Below are 23284 nucleotides of genomic sequence, written 5' to 3' on the forward strand. Positions count from 1 at the left end.
TTTATCTAGCACTAATACATAAAACATCAATCATGAAACATTTAAATTATAGTTGTCCTAAGTGCAATCACCGTCATTATACTGTTGGACAAATGAGAGCCACAGGAGGAACCTTATCCAAAATATTTGACGTACAGACAGAAAAGTATACTTCTGTTACTTGTGAAAATTGCACATATACAGAGTTTTACAAAGCAAAAACCAGCGCTATTAGTAATGTATTTGATTTATTTACAGGTTAATTTCAATAAAAAATAGTTATAAATACGCTTTCGCGAAAGCGTATAATTAAAAACAAAAGCATTCTTTATTTTTTAAAGTAACTTTGTTATAAATTAATAAGATTCTCGCCTACGCGGGAAAAGAATATGGGAAAAATTAGAGTAACTAATATTAGAGTATATGCCTACCACGGATGCCTAACAGAAGAAAAAAAAATAGGATCCGATTATCGTGTAGATGTTGAGGTAGATGCCGATTTATCCAAAAGCGCACAAACAGATCAATTGGGAGACACAGTAGATTATGTATTACTTAATCATATTGTAAAGGAAGAAATGTCTATGTCTTCTCATTTATTAGAAACGGTTTGTGAGCGTATTTTACAACGTTTTATAGATCAAGAACCTTTAATTAGACATGCCACTGTACAGGTTTCAAAATTAAATCCACCTATTGGAGGCGACGTAGAAATGGTCACTGTAGAACGTAGTAAAAGCAGAGTATAGCATATATGTATTTTTTTATACTATATTCTTGCTTCTATTTTCTATACTCTTAAAAAATATATTACATTTGCAATCACCTTAAAAAGGTATCGTGGCCGAGTGGCTAGGCAGTGGTCTGCAACACCATCTACAGCGGTTCGAATCCGCTCGATACCTCAACAAAAAGAGCTTCAAAATTGAAGCTCTTTTTGTTTTTTATATCTTTTATAAAATCATTAAAATAAAAAATATTAAACCTAAATCCCGCTGAAAAAGCGGGATTAGTTCAACTTACACTATTGAGTACGTCTTACAGACTTCTCAACATTGAGTTTCACTAATAAAAAAATAGAACGCAACTATTTTGTATTCATAGTATCTTATTAAAAACAACAATCATGAATACTCTTAAAAATGCTTTAACTATTTTCTGCTTATTAATCCTTTTTTGTGGATGTAGTATTGATGATGATACCCCGCCCACAAGTCAAGAAGAAGATTTGGAGCTATTACAAGAATTATTTAATGAAATTACATTGATGGTTGATGAGCCTTGTACTGATGAAACAGCATGGGAGTTTGTCGCTTATGGGTCTAAAGCCTGTGGTGGACCTCAAGGATATATTGCTTATCCTACCACGATAGATGTAGAAGCCTTTTTATTAATGGTAGAAAACTACACGACTGAAGAAGCTATATATAATGCTAATCATGGTATTGGATCCACTTGTGATGTTCCTGCAGAACCGATAGATGTGATTTGTGAAGACGGAGCTGCTGTATTGGTCTATGAGTAGAAATGGTATTACTCTCTACTATCGCGAAAGTTTTCAAGACCTTTTTTAATATCCATTTTATCTTTAGGTAAAAAGCCTTTTACGGTTAATACGAGTCCGCAGATAATAAGAATAAGGCCTAGTAATTTTTTTACTTTAAAGATACGTCTGGGTGTAAGATATCCTTTTAGTTGTTTTGCTAATACAATTTTACCTAAGTCTACTACAAAATAGGTGCTAAGCATAATTCCTAAAAAAGTAAAGAGTCGTACAGGATCATTATCTACCGTAGGTCCTACTACGATAATAACACCTAGCCAAATTACGAGTACACCTATATTAATAAAATTAAGTAAGAAGCCTTTGATAAAAAGTTGAAAGTATCCATGTTTTCCTCCTTTTACGCGTGTAGGATCTAGCATTTCTCGTGTAGGTCTTTTTAAATACATCATCAGACCATATACAATGAGTATGACACCTCCAAAGACATAAAGGCCTGGAGCATTACTGAGGTTTTCCAATAACTGATAACTACTTAAATATGCTATTCCAATAAATACGATATCGGCTGTAAAAACCCCTAAATTGAAGATAATTGCGGCTCTAAATCCTCTGGTAGCGGCTGTTTCAAGAAGCACAAAAAATACTGGACCTATCATAAACGCCAGTACGAGACCAGAGGTAAGTGCAGCAGGAAAATCTTGAAACATATAATTAAACCAGTATTATGCAATAGAACATCTATTACGTCTTAAAATCACTGCAAAATAAAACGTTTTACTGTGTTTTTTAAATATAACCATAGCGACGCTATGATAAAATTAAGAAAACACTTTATTTTATTATGCTTTTAACCCTCATTACGAAATTATACTACATAATTCGGGTTGTATCCTTTTACACAAAGTTAGGGAATGCCAGTTAACCTCCAAAGAACTCTTTGTTTTATCATCTATTATTACTTATTACGCTTTCGCGAAAGCGTATAATTGCAAAAAAATAAAGGTACATACTGTGTACATACCTTTATTTAGCATTGAACTATTCAATACCACTTCTTACCTGAAATTAACTTCTTAAAATTGTTCTTTTTGCGCTATGCTTTATTATAAAATAAAACCGTAGCTATGGCTATGCTTTGATTTTATATTTCGCCTTTCACAAAAATATTTCATTTTCTTTACGGTAATTCCAAATAAGAAGTGGTATAACACTTATAAAATCCTAATTCTTCCTCCAAAAGTTCTTCTACGTTTCACTTCTGCAGGTTTTCCATACACATCTACATCGCCTCCGGCACGTACGGTAATGTCTACTTTTTTAGAGGCATATACCTCTACTTCTCCCCCAGCCTGAACAAATACTTTAGCCTCTTCTGTTTCTAAATCTCTTCCTTCATAAATACCACCTGTGTTTACCGTGACATCTTGGGTCTTTGCGAGTCCTGTAGCTTCTATAACACCGCCTGTAACAGCACGCATATTAGCATTTCTTACTTTTAATCCTACATTAATACGCGCACCTTCTTGCATTTTGATTTCAATTTCGTCTTGCTCTATCAATTCATTTGAAGTAATCTCTGCACCTTCATTACCATCAATGGTTTTTAAGTTATTATAATACACGTTTACAAAGGTATTATTACCATCAAAAATCAAATCAAACTCCATACGAATCTTTAATTTTCCGTCTTTATTGACAACTTCTACTTGACTAGCATCTGCTCCAGAAATAACTACTTTATTTTCATCAGACTTTACCAAGTTTACGACAATACGGTCATACACTTTTACGGTATTAAAGTCTCCTACATTTTTTGTGATTTGTCCAAATGTAATTGCTGATATACATATTGCAATTACTGTTAGTATGATCTTCTTCATTTTGTTCTTATTTGTTATAGAGACCTATGATCTATGTATATGTTACAGTTTTTAAAAAATTGCCTTTTAAATTAATTACTGAAACCTCCCCTCCGTCTGTATTTTCGTTCCTCAATACATCCACCTCCCCTCGGCGAGGGGAGGAGCTTTTATTATTATTTGTTATTTCTTCTGTATAGATTATTTGTAGCCTGAAGGAGTTTTCGTTTTAGATTTTTATCAAGATCAGGATGTGTTGTTAGGTAGTTTTCTACAAGTGTATATGCTTCGGCAGAGGTATATTGTCCTATGGTATTATTTAACCATCCTAATGGAAAGAAAATATCACCTGTCTGCTGAATCTCTTCTAGTAACTCTAAACTTAACGCAACGGTAGCACCGTTTTCTTTTTGATGTAACGGATGATGTATATACGAGCAGGCTGTTTGTACCCAATTTTCTTTTTCGCGGTTTGTAGCGTCTTTAAATGACTCAAAGAAAGCTATTCTCACAGCAGCGTCTTGATCTAAGGCTGGTGTTAAGAATTCAAAACGTTTTATTTTATCAGGATTGGTCAATTCTGATTTCGCTTTCGCTAAAATTGCCTCAGCATCTGGATGACCATATAAAGCTAATCGTTGTGCTAAACTGGTGTAATTATCTTTATTTAAAACCAAATTATCTATCGTTTCTTTTTTATTCCAAATACGATATAGTGTTGCCATTCCTTCTTCTGAATGTGCTATAGAACGATACGTATTAAAGAGTATTTTCTTTATGTTCTTGGGTTCCGATTGTTGTAATCTTTTATATAAAACCGTTTCTATTTTTGACTGATAGGCGGTTCGTTGTTGTTCTGTAAACGCATTCCAATACAGACTAGAGAGTTGTCTTGTAATTAATTGTAGAATAAGTTCGTTTGTTTCTATACCAACCCCATTGATACTATTTTCAAATACCGTTGCTGTTTCTACTGTTCCTAGTAATGTTTGTTCATAGAGATTAAGATATGTCTGTGCTCTTGCTACTTCCTCTTGAATATAAGGGGTTTGTAATACGGCGTCTACAGGAAATACACCATATCCATACCCGTTGCTATTATAAATAATATATAAAGGCCTCGCATCTCCTATCGCTTCAGATACCTCAATGGTTTTTGCATTGCTTACTATAGAGATTTTCTTCATTGCATCTGGATATACTAAGCTAATTTCAAAAGATTGTGGCCATAGGTTATCAGAGCCATCTTCTGCTTTTTGAGATACTGTAAAGTGTTTGATCTTATGGTTGTCATCATATTGAATGTCACCAGAGAATACAGGTCTCCCTGCCGAATTCACCCAAACATCACTCCATTTTTTTAAATTTAATACTGTCTTTGTATCAAGAATTTCTACCAGTCCGTTCCAATCTGCATTTCCATTTGCATAGGTGGCTATGTACTCCCCTATTCCTTCTTTAAACTTCTCTTTCCCTAGCGAAAGTTCTAGTTGGCGCATCATAATAGGTGCTTTATTATAAATGATACTTCCGTATAAAGAGCCTGCATTTTTTAGATTATCTAGCTCCTGCCGAATAGGATTGCTTCCTTTTGTACGATCTACACTATAGGCTCTTGGGTAATGTGATGTTAAAAACTGTAAGTCATGATTAATATCTGTAAAGACTGGGTTTACAATCTTATCTGCCATAAAATTAGCAAACACTTCTTTCATCCACACATCATTAAACCACTCCATGGTAACGAGGTTTCCAAACCACATATGGGCAGTTTCGTGCGCAATGAGTTTGGCTCTGGATAATTCTTGAGTTCGTGTAGCACTAGTATCTAAAAACAAACTAGATTCTCGATATTGAATGGCTCCTGTATGTTCCATTCCTCCATATTGAAATCCTGGAATGGTTGCAAAATCAAATTTCTTAAATGGGAAATCAACTTGCGTATAGTCTTCTAGAAAATCTAACGACGACTGGTGTAATTCAAAAATACGAGCTGTACTAGCGGTAATTTTTTCTTTATTGGTTTCTCTGTACAGCATATTCATTTCACGCTTGGTATCTTGAGAGGTCACTTTTTCAAATTGTCCCGCTACAAACGAAAACAAATAGGTGCTCATCTTATCCGAAGGTTCAAATTGATAGGTCGTAAATTCTTCTGCTATTTCTTTAGATGCTAATGGTGCTCCGCACAATACTTCCCAGGCCGAAGGAGCTATTATTTTTACAACATAACTGGCTCTGATATCTGGTTGATCAAAACATGGGAAAACGGTTCTGGCACGGTCTGGAACTAATAATGTGTATAAATAATCATCGTTACGATTTAGAGATAATTCTCCAGCTGTAAACCCAATGTCAATAGTATTTTTTCCTAATTCTAAGGCTTCTACAGGAATGATGAGGTGTTCTTTTTCGTGTATGGTTTTAATGATGTTTTCATTAACAGCAACACTGCTTATAAGATTTTTATCTTCTTTAAAGTCTAGGTATAGTGGGTTTGATAGATCATTCACTGTTAGTTCTAGGGTTGCTCGGGAAGTAATAGGCAGGTTCTTTTTTTCTGGAATGACAAAAGATAGATTATATACCACATCTGCTACTTGTGAGCGTCTATAGGTTGCCATATCTAAGGGCACGCCTGTATCATTTAAGGATATAGTTTCTGGGGTGGTTGTTTGTTTACAGGATAGACACAAAAGAAGTGCTATTATAAGACTACTAATAGATTTAAACATAGATTTTTTATTTATGATTCAAGATCGCTATGCTACAAGAATCAGAAGTCAAGACTTTATGCGAATGTATGTATTGTTGTTTAAACTGTAAAACGAGAGATAAACTAGTACGATACTTCGACATGCTCATTACATAGCTTTCTAGAGGAGAAATCCTTACTATATATCTAGTGAGAACCTGAAACGAGTTCAGGTTGACGTGGGTAAAATAGCGTACTAAGCTATTTTAAAAAAGTCTTTTAATTCTTTTTGGGAGATATACTTGGTATATTTTCGCGAAAGCGTATATATTTAAACCGCATTATGAATGTATTATCATAATCTTACTACAAAAATTCTCAATGTGATGAGAACCTGAAACGAGTTCAGGTTGACAACAAATTAATGATAATTTAGTTTTAAAAAAATAAGATTCCCTCCTTCGAGGGAATTTAATTATTCCTTCACGCCTATCAAATGAAAATCAAGATGTTTCTTGACAAGATCGGCTTCTTTTACTTTGACAATTACTTCATCTCCTAACGTGATTTGGTTATGGGTTCTTTGCCCAATAATAGAATACGTTTCTTGATCAAATTCGTAATGATCGTCTTTAATATCCCGTAAACGTACCATTCCTTCACACTTATTAGAAATAATTTCTACATAGATTCCCCATTCTGTTACGCCAGAAATCACCCCTAAGAATTCTTCATCTTTATGATCTTGCATAAACTTGACTTGCATGTATTTTATGCTATCACGTTCTGAATTGGTTGCCAGCTGTTCCATGGCACTGGAATGTTTACATTTTTCTTCATACTCTTCTTCACTTGCTGGCTTTCCACCATCTAAATAATGTTGTAGTAAACGGTGTACCATCACATCTGGATAACGACGTATAGGTGATGTAAAATGTGAGTAATAATCGAATGCGAGTCCGTAATGTCCTATATTTTCTGTAGAATATACGGCTTTAGACATAGTACGTATGGCAAGGGTATCTACCATGTTTTGTTCTTTCTTCCCTTGTACATCAACGAGTAGGGTATTTAAAGAGCTTGTAACGCTCTTACGATCTTTTAAGTTGAGTTTGTACCCAAACTTCCCTACAACCTTCTCTAAGGCTGCTAATTTCTCGTCATCTGGTTCGTCATGGATACGATATACAAAGGTATGTTTTGGTGTCTTTTTACCAATAAATTCAGATACTTTACGATTGGCTAACAACATAAACTCTTCAATAAGTTTATTTGCATCTTTTGATGTTTTAAAGAAAACCCCCGTTGGATTGGCATCTTCATCTAAGTTGAATTTTACTTCTACTTTATCAAAAGAAATGGCACCGTCTTTCATACGTTGTCTACGCATGAGTTTAGCAAGTCTATCTAACTCTAAGGTTGCTTCCACCAATGTATCATCTACCTTGTATGTTTTTCCAGTTAAGGAAACTTCGGCAGGGATAGTATTGTTGTACGATTTGTTCTCGACTGCGCTCGAACTGACATTTTGTTCAATAATGGCTTGTGCTTCTTCATAAGCAAAACGTGCATCACTATAGGTTACAGTACGTCCGAACCACTGGTTATGTATTTTCGCGGAAGCAGGATCCATTTCAAACACTGCAGAAAAGGTATATTTCTCTTCATGTGGTCGTAAGGAACAAGCGCCATTACTTAAAATTTCAGGAAGCATTGGGACTACTCTATCTACCAAATATACAGAGGTAGCACGCTCATAAGCTTCATCATCTAAAATGGTTCCTGGTACTAAATAGTGACTTACATCGGCGATATGAATTCCTATTTCATAGTTTCCATTTTCTAGTTTTTGAAAACTTAAGGCATCATCAAAATCTTTTGCATCTTTAGGATCTATCGTAAATGTGAGAATGTCTCGCATATCACGACGTTTTGCTATTTCTTCTTTTTTAATAGAAGTATCTATCTTATTTGCATAGTCTTCTACCTCTTGAGGAAATTCATAAGGAAGACCATATTGCACTAAAATAGAATGAATTTCTGTATTGTGTTCTCCTGGTTTTCCAAGAACTTTAGTTACTTTTCCAAATGGAGAATCTGCTTTGTCTGGCCAATCTTCTAATTTGACAACTACTTTATCACCATGCTCAGCTTTTCCTATTTTTTTAAGCGGTACAAATACATCTGTATACATCTTATTACTTTCTGATGTATGTACAAAAGCAAATTTTTTCTGTATTTCTATAACACCTACAAACTCTTCTGTTTTACGTTGTATAATCTTAACAATCTCACCTTCGTGTTTTTTACTACGGCGTTGTTTATATACATATACTTCTACTTCATCACCATGTAATGCTTTATTTAAGTGATGTGGTGGTACATAAATATCTTGTTCCATATCGGGTACCATCACATAGCCACCTCCTTTACCAGAAACATCTAAAATTCCAGTATGGTAGTTACGATTAGGTGTGAGTTGATATTTGCCACGTTCAGGTTCTATAATTTGACCTTTGGCTCTTAATTGTCCTAATCTTTTGATCACCATATTGCGACTACTCGTATCATTTACATCGAGTTTTGCACATATTTGTTTGTAATTAAACGTTTGGTGGTGATCTTCTTTAAGGATACGCATGATCCTTTCTGTGAGGTTATTTATCTTGGCAGAACTACGTCTGCGTTTTTTTCTAGTCATTTAAAATTGTGTAATCATATTGTATTTCTATCATTGTAGAAATGTATTTATTTTTACTTAATGAATGTATTGTAATGCATTTTGAAGGATAAATGCGTGAGTATAGTGAAGTCTATAAAAATAGAATGAATTCTTTAAAATAAATCCATTAAGATTACCGCAAAGCTACGGTTTAAATATTAAATGGAATATTTATAGCGTTATTTTAAAGTTAAAAGACTATTATTTAAGATTATAAAAGATAAAAGCAAACCTATAACAGGTTTGCTTTCATTATTTTTAAAAGTATTCGCTTTCGTACTTCGTCAAGCTCAGTATAAACTTCTACGTCATAAATTCCTTAAAAGCGTACTCAGTATAATTCCTATTAATTAATCTACAATCAGCTTTTTAGAAGCAATTCCTTCATTAGTACGAATTTCAACTATGTAGATTCCTTTTGGAAATTGACTCGTATTAATTGTGGTGTCTTGCGTAGAAAACACATGCTGCCCTAAGGCATTATACATGGTAATATGTTGAATAGCTACAGCTTCTTCTTTTGGTAATTCTATAGTAACATTAGAAGGTGCTGGATTTGGAAAAAGTTTAAATTGAGACGTTATAGATGCTTCTTTTGTAGATAATAATGTATTGGTAATATCAAAAACACGTACATGTCCCGTACTAGAATTACTTAAATTTGAGCCTATAGCAACAATAGTTCCCTCTGCAGAAAGACTCACACCAATACCAGACTGATCGCCTGCCATTTCTCCATCTATATCTTCACCAATTTGTCTCCAAAGATTATTTTGATTTTGATATATACGAACACTACCAGATGAAATTCCATTATCATTATTAAGTCTAGCGCCTACCGCTAAAATAGATCCATTCCTAGATAAACTTACGCCTCTACCAAACTGATCGCCTGCCATTTCTCCAGTAATTTTATTTCCTGTTTGCACCCAGTTTTCTCCTACATTTTTATAAACAATAACTTGGCCCGTTTGATTATTATCTACACTGTCTATCATAGAAGATATTGCTACAACCGTACCATCACCAGAAAGACTTAACTCTCTGCCAAATTGATCACCTAGCATATCACTAGTGATATCGTCACCTATTTGATTCCATGATTCTTGTAAGTTTTTATATACACGAACATGGCCAGATAAAACACCATCACCAATATCAAAAGGAGTCCCTATAGCTACTGTATTTCCATTATCAGATAAACTAACAGTAGTTCCTAAAACATTGGCAGTTATTGCATCATTAATTGCGCTACCTATCCTACTCCAAGTATTACCTTCATTTCTAAAAATATTTACTTGACCAGAATTAGAATTTGTAGTGCTATTAAGATTTGAGCCTATCGCTATTATATTTCCATTACAAGAAAGACTAACACTACTTCCAAAAAAACGTTGTGAACTACTTCCATCAATATCCTCACCTACTTGTAACCATACACCATTATTATTTTCATAAATACGTACATGACCAGAATTATTATTGTTGTTACTAGCACCTATAGCAACTATTCTTCCATTACAAGAAAGACTAACACTACTTCCAGAAAGATCACCTGCACCTTCTCCATTAATATCTTGACCTATTTGGGTCCATACGCCATTAATGTTACGATAAATACGTACATGTCCAGAATTAGTACCATTTCCATCATTATCAAAAGCACCAATAGCAACAGTGCTACCATCTGAAGATATACTAAGATTTGTACCAAAAAGATCACCTGTAGCCTCTCCATGAATAGTTTGACCTATTTGGATTTGTCCAAAGGCTATAAAAGGAAAAAGAATAAAAAGTAATGGAAATTTCATTTTACCATTATGTTTATGTAAAGAACGGAAATATTTATTATTAATAAAAAATTGTTTAATTAAATATTTATTTAACATTAAAATAATACAGATAGATTAAACAAAAATGGTATAATTCTTAAAAAAAACTTAAATTTAATGTAACAATATGTAAAAAGTTGCGTCTTTATGTAAGACATAACCTATGAATTCTATTAAAAAATTAAATAAAACTACGATTCTTTTCATCTTAATATTCATATTAGGACTCGTTGTCATAGGCGTATATATTAACAATTCTTTCAATAAAGATGGAAATCACACCTCTACTCCTTCTTCTAAAATAGAAAACATTGCTAGTTAAAAATAAGTAGCTATATCTAAAGTTTTCATTTCTACTTTTTTAAAATAATCTACTTCAATATTTTCATAAATCCAGTTATCAACATATAATATATATATCATTTTCTTTTCTTTAAAAATTTAAAAAAATATGATGATTATAATAGGGTGTGAATAGCGGTATAACTTTTTGATCATTTTTTTTGATTTGTCACTTACTATGAGTTATTCACTGCTTATGAAAAGTAAATTACTATTGTATGTCTTGATAATAGGTGTTTTATAAATAGCTATTCACAATTGTTGAAAACCATAATTGACACTATTTTGAAGATAATTTAGGTTGTTAGTTATTAAATATTAGGTGAAAAATGATGGATATAATTGATAAAAACTAATCAAATAAAAAGTTGTGAGATTCTTATAGAGCCTGTATTGTAAAAAAATAGATAGTATCCAATTTCAGTTATTAATATATTTTAAAAGTTATTGACAACTACTATTCACAGTTTATAAACAAGCATTGGGTATGAAACTATAATCAATCAGTATTGTTTATTAAAAGTGTATACGCTTTCGCGAAAGCGTATATATTAAACCTTAGAGTTTATATAAATTTGCAAAAACAAATACAACAAACTCATGAAAATTGCCATTGGAAATGATCACGCAGGTCCAGATTACAAACACACAATTGTAAAGTATCTAGAAAGTGAAGGACATGAAGTAACAAATTATGGAACAGATACTACTGATAGTGTTGATTATCCAGATTTTGGACATCTAGTTGCAAAAGATGTTGAAAATGGTGTTGTAGATTTTGGAATTGTTATTTGCGGAAGCGGTAATGGTATTGCAATGAGTGTCAATAAGCATAAAAATGTGCGTGCTGCTCTTTGCTGGATGAAAGAAATCGCAGAATTAGCAAGAGAACATAACGATGCAAATGTCATTAGTATTCCTGCTCGATATACTTCAGAAAATCAAGCATTAGAAATGGTTAAAACGTTTTTAACTACAGCATTTGAGGGAGGACGTCATCAGCGTCGTGTAGATAAAATATCTCATTGTTAATTTTCTAAAAAAACCGCTTTGCGGGTATGATATGCAAACCAAGCCACTTTTTTTTGAAGTAAAATCATATACAGATCTTAGTAGGGATGAGTTATATGCAATACTTCAATTACGTGCTGAAGTTTTTGTGGTTGAACAAGATTGTGTATATCAAGACATAGATGGTAAAGATGATATAGCATTACATATATTAGGGTATAAGGATAAAGAACTTGTTGCATATACACGTATTTTTCCGCCAAAAACGTATTTTGAATATGCAAGTATTGGTAGGGTAGTGGTACGCGCTTCAGAACGTAAGTTTAAATATGGATATGATCTTATGAAAAAATCTATCGAAGCCACAGAAAAAGCATACGCGACAACTACTATTAAAATTTCAGCACAAACGTATTTAAAATCATTTTATAATAACCTAGGATTTAAAGAAGTAGGAGAGGGGTATCTCGAAGATGGAATCCCACATATCGGGATGATACGAACGTCTTAAGACTATTTCTTATACGTTACACGTTTATCAAAAGGAAGCCCTAATTGGTAACTAAGTACATCGGTTTTAGTTTCATCAATAATATCTAGCCCAAATTCAATTTTACTAGGATCATCATATAAAAAGGTTCCAAATAAACGATCCCAAATGGAGAGTATATTTCCATAGTTCGTATCGGTCCATGGCATTTCTCTATGGTGATGAAAGCGATGCATTCCTGGTGTTACGATCACATAACTCAAAGCCTTATCTAGTTTTTCTGGGATAGTAAAACTCGTATGTGTCCAATAGGTAAAAAGATCGTAATGATACGGTATAAAAGATAAAATGAAATAGGCATTCCAGTAATAAGCACTGCAAACAATGCTGCTATTTCCCTCATAATAAAATCTATAGGATGATGTCTTGTTCCAGAAGTAACATCAAGATGTGTATCACTATGATGTACGGTATGTAAATGCCACAACCATTTATTTTTATGAAGAAAGTAATGTACTCCGTATTGTGCAATAAGATCTAGAAGCAGGAGTGATATAATAAGTTCTATCCATACAGGAGCTTCAAACCAATGTAATAACCCAAATTGAACCTCTTGTCCCCATAAGAAAATACCAGCGGTAGCAATCCCAAAAACAGTATTAATAACCATGGTAAATGAAAGAAGTGTAAGATTAGTTCGAGCGTGTCTCCATTTTTTATAACTCTTTTTTTGAAAAGGATAATACCCTTCTAATATCCAAAAAAGAGTGATAACAGTTATAAGCCAAATCAACTTTTGCCAGATAGGCATTGATTCAAAAAAATAAAGAAACGCTTCCATTTATTTCTTCTTTTTCTTTTTGACGTATGTTACCAGAATTTCAACGCGTCTATCTAGTTTTGTATCTCCACCTAAAGGGTATTTGCTTCCAAAACCTTCATAACGCATTCGTTTTTTAGAAACCCCATTTTTAGATAGATAATCATACACAAATTTTGCGCGAGATACAGATAGGTTACGTTTACCTGTTTTTAAATCTATAGCATCACGACCTCTCCCTATACAACAGACATGTCCTTGTATTTTAAAAATGATATTATCATTTTCTTTAAGAAACTTTGCAAGTTCTCTTAAACTTTTATAAGAGCTTCCTTTTATATAGCTATAATTAATTTTAAAGAGAATATTTTCCAATAAAATACGATCTCCTTTTACAATAGTATCTGTAAAAGATTTATAACGCTTTTCCTCAACAGCTTTAACAAGTTCTTTTTCTGTTTTTTCTTCTTCGGGCGTTACAATTTTAGGTTGCGCAATAGAAACAATAATTTCTACTTTACGATTAAGCTTACGTTGTACTTCATTTGTGATATCATCTAGTCGGGTAAGTAATAATTCTCCTTTCCCATCAGAATTTTTAATAATAGTATCTGAGATACCTTGAGCAGAAAAAATAGCTTTAATAGCATCTGCACGTTGTTGAGAAAGCTTTTTATTATAGGCATCGCTTCCTCGGTCATCACAATACCCATAAATAGAAATATCTTCTATTTTATCTTTAGGTAAGCTCGCAATAAAACGGTTAAGTTTTGCAGTTTCTATCTTAGTTATGTCATATTGATCTGTATCAAAAAAAGTCTCGTGAGATCTATCTACTTGTGCTATAGAAATCGCAGAGTATAGTAAAAAGACAATATGTATATAAAATTGCTTAATAGTTTTATTTTAAAGTGTTTTCATAACGTTTAGTATCATTAAGAATACTAACAGCTTCGGCAATTTCTTTATTGTTTAGTAGTTGATATTCATACAATCCATCACGATAGAAATAACGTTTTACAATCTCGTCAATGAGTAAATTTTGAATTTCTTCTTGACGATCATCTAGTTCTTTATTTTTAGCTTTCTCTATAGTACTTTCCAATTGATTGTATATAGAAGAAACCTCATCTTTTAAGTCGTCTTTTTCTGCTTGTTGTAACGCTTTCGCGAAAGCAACCTCAGTTTCCGTTTCAAATTTGAACTGCGTCTTTTTTAGGAACTTCTTGAAGTCTTCATAATCAGTATCTGTAAAACGAAACTCATCTAAGTTGGCATATTGATGTTTATAATAATACTCTGTAGCATATTCAAAAATGGCATTGTCTTTACTTAAAGCTTTTGTAATAGGGCTCATTTTTGCAGAAGCTATTTCAATATCTGGAAAAACACCACCACCATCAAAAACCTTACGACCATTTTTTGTTTTAAATTCCTTATAATCTTGTGCATCTGTACGTACAGCATTTCCTTTTTCATCTCTGTTCCAATAATCTAATGCTTGTATACAACGACCACTCGGTGTAAAATAACGAGAGATAGTTACTTTAAGCTGTGTGCCATACGTAAGCGGTTTAGGGCGCTGTACAAGTCCTTTTCCAAAACTACGAGCTCCTATGACAACCGCGCGATCATAATCCTGTAATCCTCCAGATACAATCTCACTTGCCGAAGCACTGCGACCGTTAATTAATACAGCTAATGGAATTTCTGTATCTACAGGCTCTTCTTTAGTTTTATAGGTTTTATTGTATTTTTTTACAACAGATTTTGTCGTTGTGATTACTTCTCCTTTTGGTAAAAACAAATTACAAATACGAATCGCTTCTACGAGTAATCCTCCTCCATTACCTCTAAGGTCAAGGATGATTTTTTCAGCACCATCATTTTTAAGACTAATAAGTGCTTCTTTTACTTGGGCAGATGCTTTTTTATTGAATTTTGTTAAAACAATATATCCTGTGTTTCCATTAACGAGTTTATAGAAAGGAACAGCATCTACATCTACCTCAGCTCTTTTTATAGTGGCTTGTGCTGTTTTACCTTGTCTTAAGTATGTGACATTAAGATTACTTCCAGGAGACCCTTTTAGTAAATCACCAGCATCTCCTTCAAAGTCAGCGACCGAGATATCACCAATTTTTATAATTTGATCACCCGCTTTAAGACCTGCTTTGTCAGCAGGATATCCTTTACGAGGCTCTATAATAGTCATCACCTTATCTTTGGTACGAACGGTAGATCCAATACCAGAATACTCTCCACTTCTATTAATTTTTGCATCTTCTACCTCTTGCTCTGTCCAGTATTTTGTATACGGATCAAGATCATCAAGCATACCCTCAATAGCGGCATCCATGAGTTCTGCAGGATTGGTTTCATCTACATAATTCATATTTAACTCTTTAAAAAGAGTTGTAAAAATTTCTATTTGTTTAGCAATTTCAAAAAAATCGCTTTTAAAACTTACGGTTGTAAAAAGGAGAACAACAGCAATAACGGAAATACTAATTTTCTTTTTCATAGACTCATACTATCTTCTATATGACTAGGGTTTTAGCACATAATACACCTAGTATATATGTAAAACCCAACATCGGTATTTATATTGTTTACGCTTTCGCGAAAGCGTACTATTTCTTTTTTCTTTTCTTGATCCAACGGCGAATTATAAGAACCCCGAAGACCACTAAGATAATAAAAGGCCAGACGTGTAGCAACCCAAGGAAAAATTCTGAAATACCGTTCCATCCATTTTTGAGTGCATTTGTCATTTTACGCCCATAAGAAACGGTAATCCCTCTTTCTGAAGTGACCTTATAAAAGTAAATAGAGATAGTACTTTCTGAAACCTGACTTTGAAGGTATTGCAACCTTCCTTCTCGAGCTTCTATTTCTTCACGTATTTTTGAGAGTTCGCGCTCTATCTCTAACATTTCCTTTACATTCCCAGCTTTAGAGAGTAATTCTAAATACCGTTTTTCTAAAGTGCGTTTTGCTTTAAGACGAGCGTTGAGATCTACAAATTCTTCAGTAACATCACGTTGCGAAATGGTCTTTTCTTCAAAATAGGAAACCCCATCAGAAATTGCTTGAATTACGGTATCAAAGTTTTCGGAAGGAATTCTTATAGAAAGATTATGATAATGAGCGTTGTAGTTTTTACCTGTATTATCACGTTGTACATATCCTTTTGCATTACGTACAGCGTCTAGTATTTTTTGATGTGTCTTTTCAAGATCTTGTGTTTCAAAACGAAGATTTCCTGTTTTGATAATTTTTTGAGAAGTGGTTTGAGAAGATCTAGGTGCCGTTGTTTTTTCTATAGTAACCACATCATCTAACATTTCAGCATTTAAATCAATATTTCGATTCCCAATAGGAGCAAAACTTTCAAAGGAAGTAGTTTCTTCTGCATATTCAACACTATCGTATTCTGAATTGCTACAAGATAAAAGAATAAAAAAACTAAGAAGGAGTAGTAGTAATCGCATCATTAAATCGTTTTAAGACCTTGATCATAGCGCGTTCCATTTCAGAATAGGTCACTACATCACGGTGAGTGTATATGATTAGCATTGCAAAAGTTGTGCCTTTTGTGTCTACTAGCTGTTTATGAGTGCGATAGGCTTCTCTCATTAATCGTTTAATACGATTACGAGTAACAGCCAATTTGTGATTTCGTTTTGATACAGAAACCCCTGTTTGTATTACAATTTCAGGATAGGGTAGCGGTGTTTCTAAATAAACAATTCGTAAAGGAAATGCTTTTACAGATGTACCTTCTACAAAAAGAGCATCAATAAGTTTTTTTGATTTTAGCTTTTCTTCTTTTGGAAATGTATGTGGTTGTGTCATTTTAAAATCTAGGATACAAAAGTATGCATTCTGTCTTTTGTATTATCTAGGTAAGTTAATAGATCTATTAGGTGTAAGTGTTACTTTATAATAGACGGTATTTCCATTTTTTAGATAAGAAACGACAGCGTTGTCTCCTGTTAATTCAAAGAGTGTTTGTAGATTTTTTTTGCTTGGTGCTTCTGTTACTTCGGGAGTTCTTTTATATATAGGGCTTAGTACTTCTCTATTTTGACCATTATCAATAAAACTAGTATAAAGACCGTCTCCATTACTTATAAGTGAAGCACTGAAATCTTTAAAATAAATACTGTCTAATTTGATGTCTGCATGAGTAGGATCTAATAGTAATTTAATGTTATAACCTGCACCACCCCCTTTAATTCCAGCAACCCATTTTGAATAGGTAGCTTCTTTAAAAGAAAGTGTCCCTTCTTTTTCAAAAGTAGCATTTTTATGACCTCCACAACTTGACATAATGATTGTTGCAATTATAGTAAAAGATGAAATAACTAGTTTCATAAGCTTTTTGTTTATTGATTATAGCAGTCAATATTGATGCCATAAGTTCAATGAGTAATCAACCGTATAAAACTAATTGAAATTATATACCCATACAACATTAATATTCTATATACATTTAATTATATAGAATGACACAGTGTATTGAAATACATAATTATGATATTAAATTCTAGGCCAGTTCTAAACCCAATAAAAGGAATCAACTCAAGAATAGCATATATAAAACCTAGCTTTTGAAAATAAAATTATGCAGATTTATCTATAAAAATCTCTGACAATTGATCCATAGTTACAGGTTTAATTAAAAAGTCTGTTACTAAGTTGATTGCTTTTGAACGCTCTATATCTGTAGGATTAATAGAAGAACTTACAATATATAGTGTAGAGTTTTTTAATTCAGGAAAATCATATTCACTAAGATTGCTAAGAAATTGCCAACCATTCATTATAGGCATATTTAAATCTAGAAGAATAACCTGAGGGATTTTTTGTTCTTCTAGCTTTTTTAAGGCTCCTACAAAATAATCTAGTGCTTCCTTTCCATTTTTAAATATGAGAAGGTTTTTCACAAGGTTTTTCATATCTAGTACCTTGGTGATGAGGTTAACATACATGTCATCATCATCAATGATGCATGCCATTTCAATTGGATATTTCATTTTAAGGGGTTAATGAAATTTATATTTAGTTATTTTTTATAATTGAACTGTAAATTTAGAACCTTTTCCAACGGTACTTTCTACAGTAATTTTTCCTCCTAAGGATTCTATTTGGCTTTTTGTTAAAAATAATCCTAATCCCGTTGCGTCATCATGGTTATGGAAGGTTTTATACATTTGAAAAAGCTGAGTTCCATATTTTTCAAGGTCTATTCCTAAGCCATTATCTTTGATGACAAGATAGTTTTTTTTATCTTCTTCGTATGTAAATATATTGATTTCTGGATCTCTATCTGGATGTTTATATTTAATAGCGTTGGTGATTAAATTATGAAGTATACTTTCTAAATATGCAGAGACATATGGAAACTCCTCTACTTCAGAAAATTCAGTATAGTAAACAACTCTATTTTGAATGCTTATTTGTCTTATAGAACCTATGACCCTTTTATATACTTCTTCTACATTTACAACCTCTTTTTCTTTATTAACGTTCGTTTGTAATGTGACAATTTCATTAAGGTGTTTAAGAGTAACATCTAGGTTCGTTGCTATTTTAGAGAAATTGTCAAAAAGCTCTTTTTGATCTTGATCTAAAGTTTTAGTGTCAAATAGGGCTGTAGTTAATTGTAAATTACTAACGTGTGATCTTAAATTGTGTGATACGATATGAGCAAAATTATACAATCGCTTGTTGTGGCCTTCTATAATATCTAACGAAGCTTCTATTTGAAGTTCTTTTTTCTTTTCATCATCTATACTTTGAAAAACACCTCGTATTCCTATAATTTCTCCTTCTTCGTTTTTTAAAGGTTTTCCATGAGCTTTTGCCCAGAAAACTTCTTTGGTGTATGTCACCATTTTAACCTCTGCCGAGAAAGACTCTCCTTGTGCACAAGCAAAAAACAAATTAGTTGCTTTTTGCATATGTTCTTCGGCATAAAATAAATAAGATTGATTTAAAGTAGGGATATAGCTATCTGGAACTTTGAGTATTTTCCTTGCTTGCTTATCAAAATAACTTTTTTTATTTACGAAATCTACACTCCAACCTCCAGCTTGTGTAAGATTAGAGATTTCTTCATAATAGAAATCGTCCATAGCAAAAAAACTTGCTTTTTCTTCTTGTACGCGTTTTAGGGAAGGGCGTAAATGTTTTTTTATAGATTTTAACTCCATGACAATTGAATGTTCAATGTCGTAAGTTAGCTAGTTTTTTTTGAATTTAGAGCATTTTTTAAAGAAAATTGGTTTTTTAGCGATACATATGTGTATTTTATCGATGTTTTAATGGTTTTAATGTAGAAAAAACAATCAAATTGTTAATTTTAAAATGTTGTTATTGGAGCTGTACGGTAAACTTAGCACCTTTTCCTAACTTACTTTCTATCATCAAAGAACCTCCCATAGCATCTATTTGACTCTTTATAAGGAATATACCTAAACCATATTCATCTTCAACATAAGAGTGGCTTGTGCGCGTTTTTGACACTAAATAATCTATTTTATCTTGTGGCAAACCAATACCATTATCTTTAACAACCAAAAACTTTTTTCTGTTTTCTTCATATGTAAATACATTGATTTCACACTCTCTTTCAGGGTGTTTGTTTTTTAAAGCGTTAATAATAAGACGGGAAAGAATATTTTTTAAATACGCAGGGATATATTTTATAAACTCAACCTCAGAAAATTCTGTATAATAAATAGCTCTTTGTTGAAAAGTAGATTTTTTTATTTCTTGAACAACTTCTTGAAATAGCTCTTTTATAACAATGTACTTGGCTTGTTTATCAACATTGTGTAACGTTGCAATAGTAGTAAGATGTGCTAATGTACATTCTAAATTATGACTGATGTTTTTTATGTTTGTGACAAGCTCTTCTTGATCTTTAGTTAAGGTTTCTACATCCATTAGCTTAGAGGTAAGCTGTAAATTACAAACTTGAGCATGAAGATTATGACTTACAATATGTGATAATTGATATAACCATTTATTATGCTCTTCTGTATATTTAAGAGATTTTAATAGTTTTAATTCCTGTTTTTTTTCTGCCTCAATATTTTGAAAAACACCACGTATTCCAATAATGTCTCCTAATTCATTTTTTATAGCTTTTCCTTGTGCTCTAGCATAAAAAGTTTTTCCTTGAAAGGTTCTCATTCTTAATTCTGTTTTGAATGATTCTCCTTGGGAGCATACGTTAAATAGTGTTGATGCTTTTTCTAAATCTTGTAGATCAAAAAAGCGATATCCATTTTTTAAAGAAATTGAATAATCTGGAGGGATGTTTAATAATTTTCTAGCTTGTAGGTCAAGATGAGATTGTTTTTTAATAAAATCAACCCCCCAACAGCCAGAAGCTGTTCCGTTTGAAATATCACTATAACGAAAACTATCACATAAATAATTTAGATAATTTGAAGTGTCTTTTTTTGCAGTAAATACACTAAAGCGATTACGTCTTTTTAATAACATATACTATGATTTGGGAACCATAATATATTTAAATTCTCTAATAAAAACTAATATTTATACACCTTTGTTGTTGATATACAGTAGTTTAGAGGTGAATCCGTATCATCTTTACGTATTTCCCTTACCTCAGGCTCAAACAGTGAAACCCCTACTTTTACAACCTCTTTTTTGCATCCAGAAAGGAATCGATCATAAAAACCTTTGCCATACCCAACCCTATTCCCCTGGAGGTCATATGCTAATAATGGTATGAAAACGACGTCTATTTTTTTTGAGTCAATTTCAATACCATCTTCAGGTTCAGGTATTCCATATTCATTTACAATAAATCGAGTTGCATCCGTCAGTAAATAATGCTTCATATGATGTGTTGTAAAATCACTTTTAGAAATAAGTATATGTTTATCTTTTCCTTGAAGGATATTTAAAATATAGGAAGTATCTACTTCTTTTTGTTTGACAATAGGTAAAAAAATATGATAATATTGATGGTCCCATATATCTAACTCAAGAGCGTGGTTTGCTATAGAAAGACTTTTTGTGTCTATTTGTTCTTCCGATAAATTTGCTCGGAGTTCTTTATACTTCTTCCTCAGCTTCTTTTTTTCCATGCCCAGCAGTTTTAGTGGTAGAAATATTAAAAATAGCATCTCCTTGGTATACGAGTGAGGCTTCATTTACATTGATAATATACCCATCATGCGGTGCATTTACAGGATATCTGAACTTCCCATAAGGATCTGTTATGGTAGCGATATGCTCTCCTTTAGAGATATACTGTCCGCATATTACTTTTACATGCATTAATCCGCTATACTTTGCACGCATCCACTTGGTAGCTTCTACAAGCACAGAAGGCTTATTTATAGAAGGAACTTCAATAGCAGATCGTAACATTCCTAAGTGATTTAAAAATCGAATGGCACCATCCACTCCCACTTTTGCAATTTCTTTATCACTTACCTTAGATTTCCCCCCTTCAAACAATAAAACAGGAATCCCTAACCTTGAACAGGTAGCGCGGTAGGATTTTGGGATCGTTTTAGAATGTAATGTAAAAGGAGCATTAAAGATGTCGGCAAATTCTACAGCTGTTTTATTTTGAGGTTCTATGCGTATTTGAGCTGCGTTAAACCTACTGGCACCTCCCGTATGAAAATCTAAGCAATAGTCTGCAATAGGAAGAATTTTTTTTACAAATTGATAGGCAAACCTACTCGCTAAAGATCCTCTAGGATTACCAGGAAATACACGATTTAAATCTCTACCATCAGGAAAAGCACGTTTCATATCTAAAAACCCAAAAATATTCAGCACAGGAATACAAATAATGGTTCCTTTTTTAGGCTTATTTATTTTTTTAGCGATAAGCTGACGTACAATTTCTACTCCATTGATCTCATCACCATGAATACCTGAGGTTATAAGTATCACCGGTCCGGGTTTTTTAGAACGCTCTACAATAACAGGAATTTCAACAGATGAGGTTGTATATAGTTTGGCAAGATTAAAGTTAATAGTAGCACTTTCTCCGGGTCCTACTTTTTGTCCTAATAAGGTTAATATATTTTCAGTATCTATAAATGCCATGTATCTCTTTATGTATTTCGCTCAATATAGGAAATTATTGCTGTCGCTATGTCTGTTCCGGTGGCTCTTTCTATTCCTTCTAATCCAGGAGAAGAATTTACCTCAAGAATAAGAGGACCTCTTGTACTTTGTAGCATATCAACGCCAGCAACGCCAAGTCCCATAGCATCTGCAGCTTTAATAGCAGCATATTGTTCGGCTTCAGAAAGTCTAATAATTCGTGCGGTGCCTCCTCGATGTAAATTGGACCTAAACTCTCCTTCCTTTGCTTGACGTTTCATCGCACCTACAATCTTACCGTCTACAACAAAAGCTCTTAAATCTGCTCCTTGTGCCTCTTTTATGTATTCTTGTACAATCACTCTGGCTTCAAGACCATTAAAAGCTTCAATAACAGACTCGGCAGCATTTTCTGTTTCGGCAAGTACAACTCCTAATCCTTGTGTTCCTTCTAATAGCTTTATAACTAAAGGAGCTCCACCCACATGTTGTATTGCTTCTTTTACGTCTCTAGAGTAATTTGTAAAAATAGTTTTAGGAAGTCCTAATTTAGATTTAGAAAGAATCTGTAAACTTCGCAATTTGTCCCTACTTTTAATAAGAGAGTCTGAGGTAGTTGTCGTAAAAGTACCCATCATTTGAAACTGTCTCACTACGGCTGTTCCATAATACGTGATAGATGCACCAATACGAGGAATAATAGCATCTGTAGTATCAAGATGACGCCCTTTGTAATACACAGTAGGATTCTTTTTTTGAATAATAAGGTCACATTTTAAAGGGTCAATTACCTCTATACTATGACCTCTTTGCAAGCCCGCTTCTACAAGTCGTTTTGTAGAATACAGATGTGCATTACGAGAAAGTATTTTCAAATTCATGAAAGAGACATTTTAAACATGGAATTCTGTAGTAA

At 33.0% G+C, this 23284-nt stretch carries 24 protein-coding genes, 1 tRNA gene and 1 pseudogene; 7 read left to right on the forward strand and 19 right to left on the reverse strand.

Annotated features, from left to right (window positions below; all coding sequences use genetic code 11):
* Window positions 1-32: 32 nt before the first annotated feature.
* The 4 genes from Q1A60_RS04230 to Q1A60_RS04245 all read left to right on the forward strand — a co-directional run bounded on the left by Q1A60_RS04230 (window position 33) and on the right by Q1A60_RS04245 (window position 1504).
* Window positions 33-242, forward strand: coding sequence for a zinc ribbon domain-containing protein (locus Q1A60_RS04230; protein ID WP_089370310.1), 210 nt, complete (start codon window positions 33-35; stop codon window positions 240-242).
* Window positions 243-368: 126 nt separating this feature from the next.
* Window positions 369-728 carry a dihydroneopterin aldolase gene (gene folB / locus Q1A60_RS04235; protein WP_299761855.1) on the forward strand — a complete coding sequence of 120 codons (360 nt, stop codon included), beginning with the start codon at window positions 369-371 and terminating at the stop codon, window positions 726-728.
* Between the two features lie 85 nt (window positions 729-813).
* A tRNA-Cys gene (locus Q1A60_RS04240) sits at window positions 814-884 on the forward strand.
* Window positions 885-1105: 221 nt separating this feature from the next.
* Complete coding sequence (locus Q1A60_RS04245) at window positions 1106-1504, forward strand: hypothetical protein (protein ID WP_299761858.1); 399 nt, start codon at window positions 1106-1108, stop codon at window positions 1502-1504.
* Window positions 1505-1512: 8 nt separating this feature from the next.
* Here Q1A60_RS04245 and Q1A60_RS04250 read toward each other — a convergent pair whose 3' ends face one another.
* The 5 genes from Q1A60_RS04250 to Q1A60_RS04270 all read right to left on the reverse strand — a co-directional run bounded on the left by Q1A60_RS04250 (window position 1513) and on the right by Q1A60_RS04270 (window position 10573).
* Window positions 1513-2193, reverse strand: a complete 681-nt coding sequence (locus tag Q1A60_RS04250; RefSeq protein WP_299761861.1) for a LysE family transporter — start codon at window positions 2191-2193, stop codon at window positions 1513-1515.
* Between the two features lie 504 nt (window positions 2194-2697).
* A complete protein-coding gene (locus tag Q1A60_RS04255; RefSeq protein WP_299761867.1) occupies window positions 2698-3366 on the reverse strand; it encodes a head GIN domain-containing protein in 669 nt (222 codons plus the stop codon).
* 155 nt (window positions 3367-3521) lie between these two features.
* Complete coding sequence (locus tag Q1A60_RS04260) at window positions 3522-6080, reverse strand: M1 family aminopeptidase (RefSeq protein ID WP_299761870.1); 2559 nt, start codon at window positions 6078-6080, stop codon at window positions 3522-3524.
* A gap of 435 nt (window positions 6081-6515) precedes the next feature.
* A complete protein-coding gene (rnr, locus tag Q1A60_RS04265; protein ID WP_299761873.1) occupies window positions 6516-8741 on the reverse strand; it encodes a ribonuclease R in 2226 nt (741 codons plus the stop codon).
* Window positions 8742-9112: 371 nt separating this feature from the next.
* Window positions 9113-10573 (reverse strand): T9SS type A sorting domain-containing protein, encoded by a 1461-nt coding sequence (locus tag Q1A60_RS04270; protein WP_299761875.1) that lies wholly within the window; start codon window positions 10571-10573, stop codon window positions 9113-9115.
* A gap of 184 nt (window positions 10574-10757) precedes the next feature.
* On the opposite strand from Q1A60_RS04270, the gene Q1A60_RS04275 reads away from it, so the two are divergent.
* The 3 genes from Q1A60_RS04275 (at window position 10758) to Q1A60_RS04285 (ending at window position 12458) form a co-directional block, all read left to right on the forward strand.
* Window positions 10758-10916 (forward strand): hypothetical protein, encoded by a 159-nt coding sequence (locus Q1A60_RS04275; RefSeq protein ID WP_299761878.1) that lies wholly within the window; start codon window positions 10758-10760, stop codon window positions 10914-10916.
* 620 nt (window positions 10917-11536) lie between these two features.
* Window positions 11537-11968 (forward strand): ribose 5-phosphate isomerase B, encoded by a 432-nt coding sequence (gene rpiB, locus Q1A60_RS04280; protein ID WP_299761880.1) that lies wholly within the window; start codon window positions 11537-11539, stop codon window positions 11966-11968.
* Window positions 11969-11999: 31 nt separating this feature from the next.
* Window positions 12000-12458 (forward strand): GNAT family N-acetyltransferase, encoded by a 459-nt coding sequence (locus Q1A60_RS04285; RefSeq protein ID WP_299761883.1) that lies wholly within the window; start codon window positions 12000-12002, stop codon window positions 12456-12458.
* A 2-nt stretch (window positions 12459-12460) separates the two neighbouring features.
* Here the strand turns inward: Q1A60_RS04285 and Q1A60_RS04290 are convergent, their stop codons facing one another.
* From Q1A60_RS04290 to rimK, 14 genes and pseudogenes are all read right to left on the reverse strand, one after another.
* Entirely contained in the window at window positions 12461-12691 is a 231-nt protein-coding gene (locus tag Q1A60_RS04290) for a sterol desaturase family protein (RefSeq protein WP_363322570.1), read from the reverse strand.
* Window positions 12692-12708: 17 nt separating this feature from the next.
* Window positions 12709-13278, reverse strand: coding sequence for a sterol desaturase family protein (locus Q1A60_RS04295; protein ID WP_299761886.1), 570 nt, complete (start codon window positions 13276-13278; stop codon window positions 12709-12711).
* Window positions 13279-13632, reverse strand: coding sequence for an OmpA family protein (locus tag Q1A60_RS04300; RefSeq protein ID WP_299761889.1), 354 nt, complete (start codon window positions 13630-13632; stop codon window positions 13279-13281). It lies immediately after the preceding gene.
* 216 nt (window positions 13633-13848) lie between these two features.
* Window positions 13849-14154, reverse strand: a pseudogene (locus tag Q1A60_RS04305) (OmpA family protein); the annotation flags it as partial.
* A gap of 4 nt (window positions 14155-14158) precedes the next feature.
* Window positions 14159-15781, reverse strand: a complete 1623-nt coding sequence (locus Q1A60_RS04310; RefSeq protein ID WP_299761892.1) for a S41 family peptidase — start codon at window positions 15779-15781, stop codon at window positions 14159-14161.
* Between the two features lie 109 nt (window positions 15782-15890).
* A complete protein-coding gene (locus tag Q1A60_RS04315) occupies window positions 15891-16754 on the reverse strand; it encodes a DUF4349 domain-containing protein (RefSeq protein ID WP_299761895.1) in 864 nt (287 codons plus the stop codon).
* On the reverse strand, window positions 16726-17115 hold the full coding sequence (gene rnpA / locus Q1A60_RS04320) for a ribonuclease P protein component (RefSeq protein ID WP_299761896.1): 390 nt from the start codon (window positions 17113-17115) through the stop codon (window positions 16726-16728). The genes Q1A60_RS04315 and rnpA overlap by 29 nt, the downstream gene beginning before the upstream one ends.
* A gap of 42 nt (window positions 17116-17157) precedes the next feature.
* Window positions 17158-17637, reverse strand: a complete 480-nt coding sequence (locus Q1A60_RS04325; protein WP_299761899.1) for a hypothetical protein — start codon at window positions 17635-17637, stop codon at window positions 17158-17160.
* Window positions 17638-17885: 248 nt separating this feature from the next.
* A complete protein-coding gene (locus tag Q1A60_RS04330; RefSeq protein WP_299761902.1) occupies window positions 17886-18299 on the reverse strand; it encodes a response regulator in 414 nt (137 codons plus the stop codon).
* Between the two features lie 36 nt (window positions 18300-18335).
* Window positions 18336-19478, reverse strand: a complete 1143-nt coding sequence (locus tag Q1A60_RS04335; protein WP_299761905.1) for a PAS domain-containing sensor histidine kinase — start codon at window positions 19476-19478, stop codon at window positions 18336-18338.
* 160 nt (window positions 19479-19638) lie between these two features.
* Window positions 19639-20778: a PAS domain-containing sensor histidine kinase gene (locus Q1A60_RS04340; protein ID WP_299761909.1), complete on the reverse strand. Its 1140-nt coding sequence runs from the start codon at window positions 20776-20778 to the stop codon at window positions 19639-19641.
* Window positions 20779-20825: 47 nt separating this feature from the next.
* Window positions 20826-21389 (reverse strand): 5-formyltetrahydrofolate cyclo-ligase, encoded by a 564-nt coding sequence (locus tag Q1A60_RS04345; protein WP_299761912.1) that lies wholly within the window; start codon window positions 21387-21389, stop codon window positions 20826-20828.
* Window positions 21358-22368 carry a succinylglutamate desuccinylase/aspartoacylase family protein gene (locus Q1A60_RS04350; RefSeq protein ID WP_299761914.1) on the reverse strand — a complete coding sequence of 337 codons (1011 nt, stop codon included), beginning with the start codon at window positions 22366-22368 and terminating at the stop codon, window positions 21358-21360. Before Q1A60_RS04350 ends, Q1A60_RS04345 begins: the two co-directional genes overlap by 32 nt.
* Before the next feature lie 8 nt (window positions 22369-22376).
* Entirely contained in the window at window positions 22377-23249 is an 873-nt protein-coding gene (gene rimK, locus Q1A60_RS04355) for a 30S ribosomal protein S6--L-glutamate ligase (RefSeq protein ID WP_299761917.1), read from the reverse strand.
* Between the last annotated feature and the right edge of the window lie 35 nt (window positions 23250-23284).

Origin of the sequence: uncultured Dokdonia sp. (assembly GCF_947492535.1) — a bacterium.
GTDB lineage: Bacteria > Bacteroidota > Bacteroidia > Flavobacteriales > Flavobacteriaceae > Dokdonia.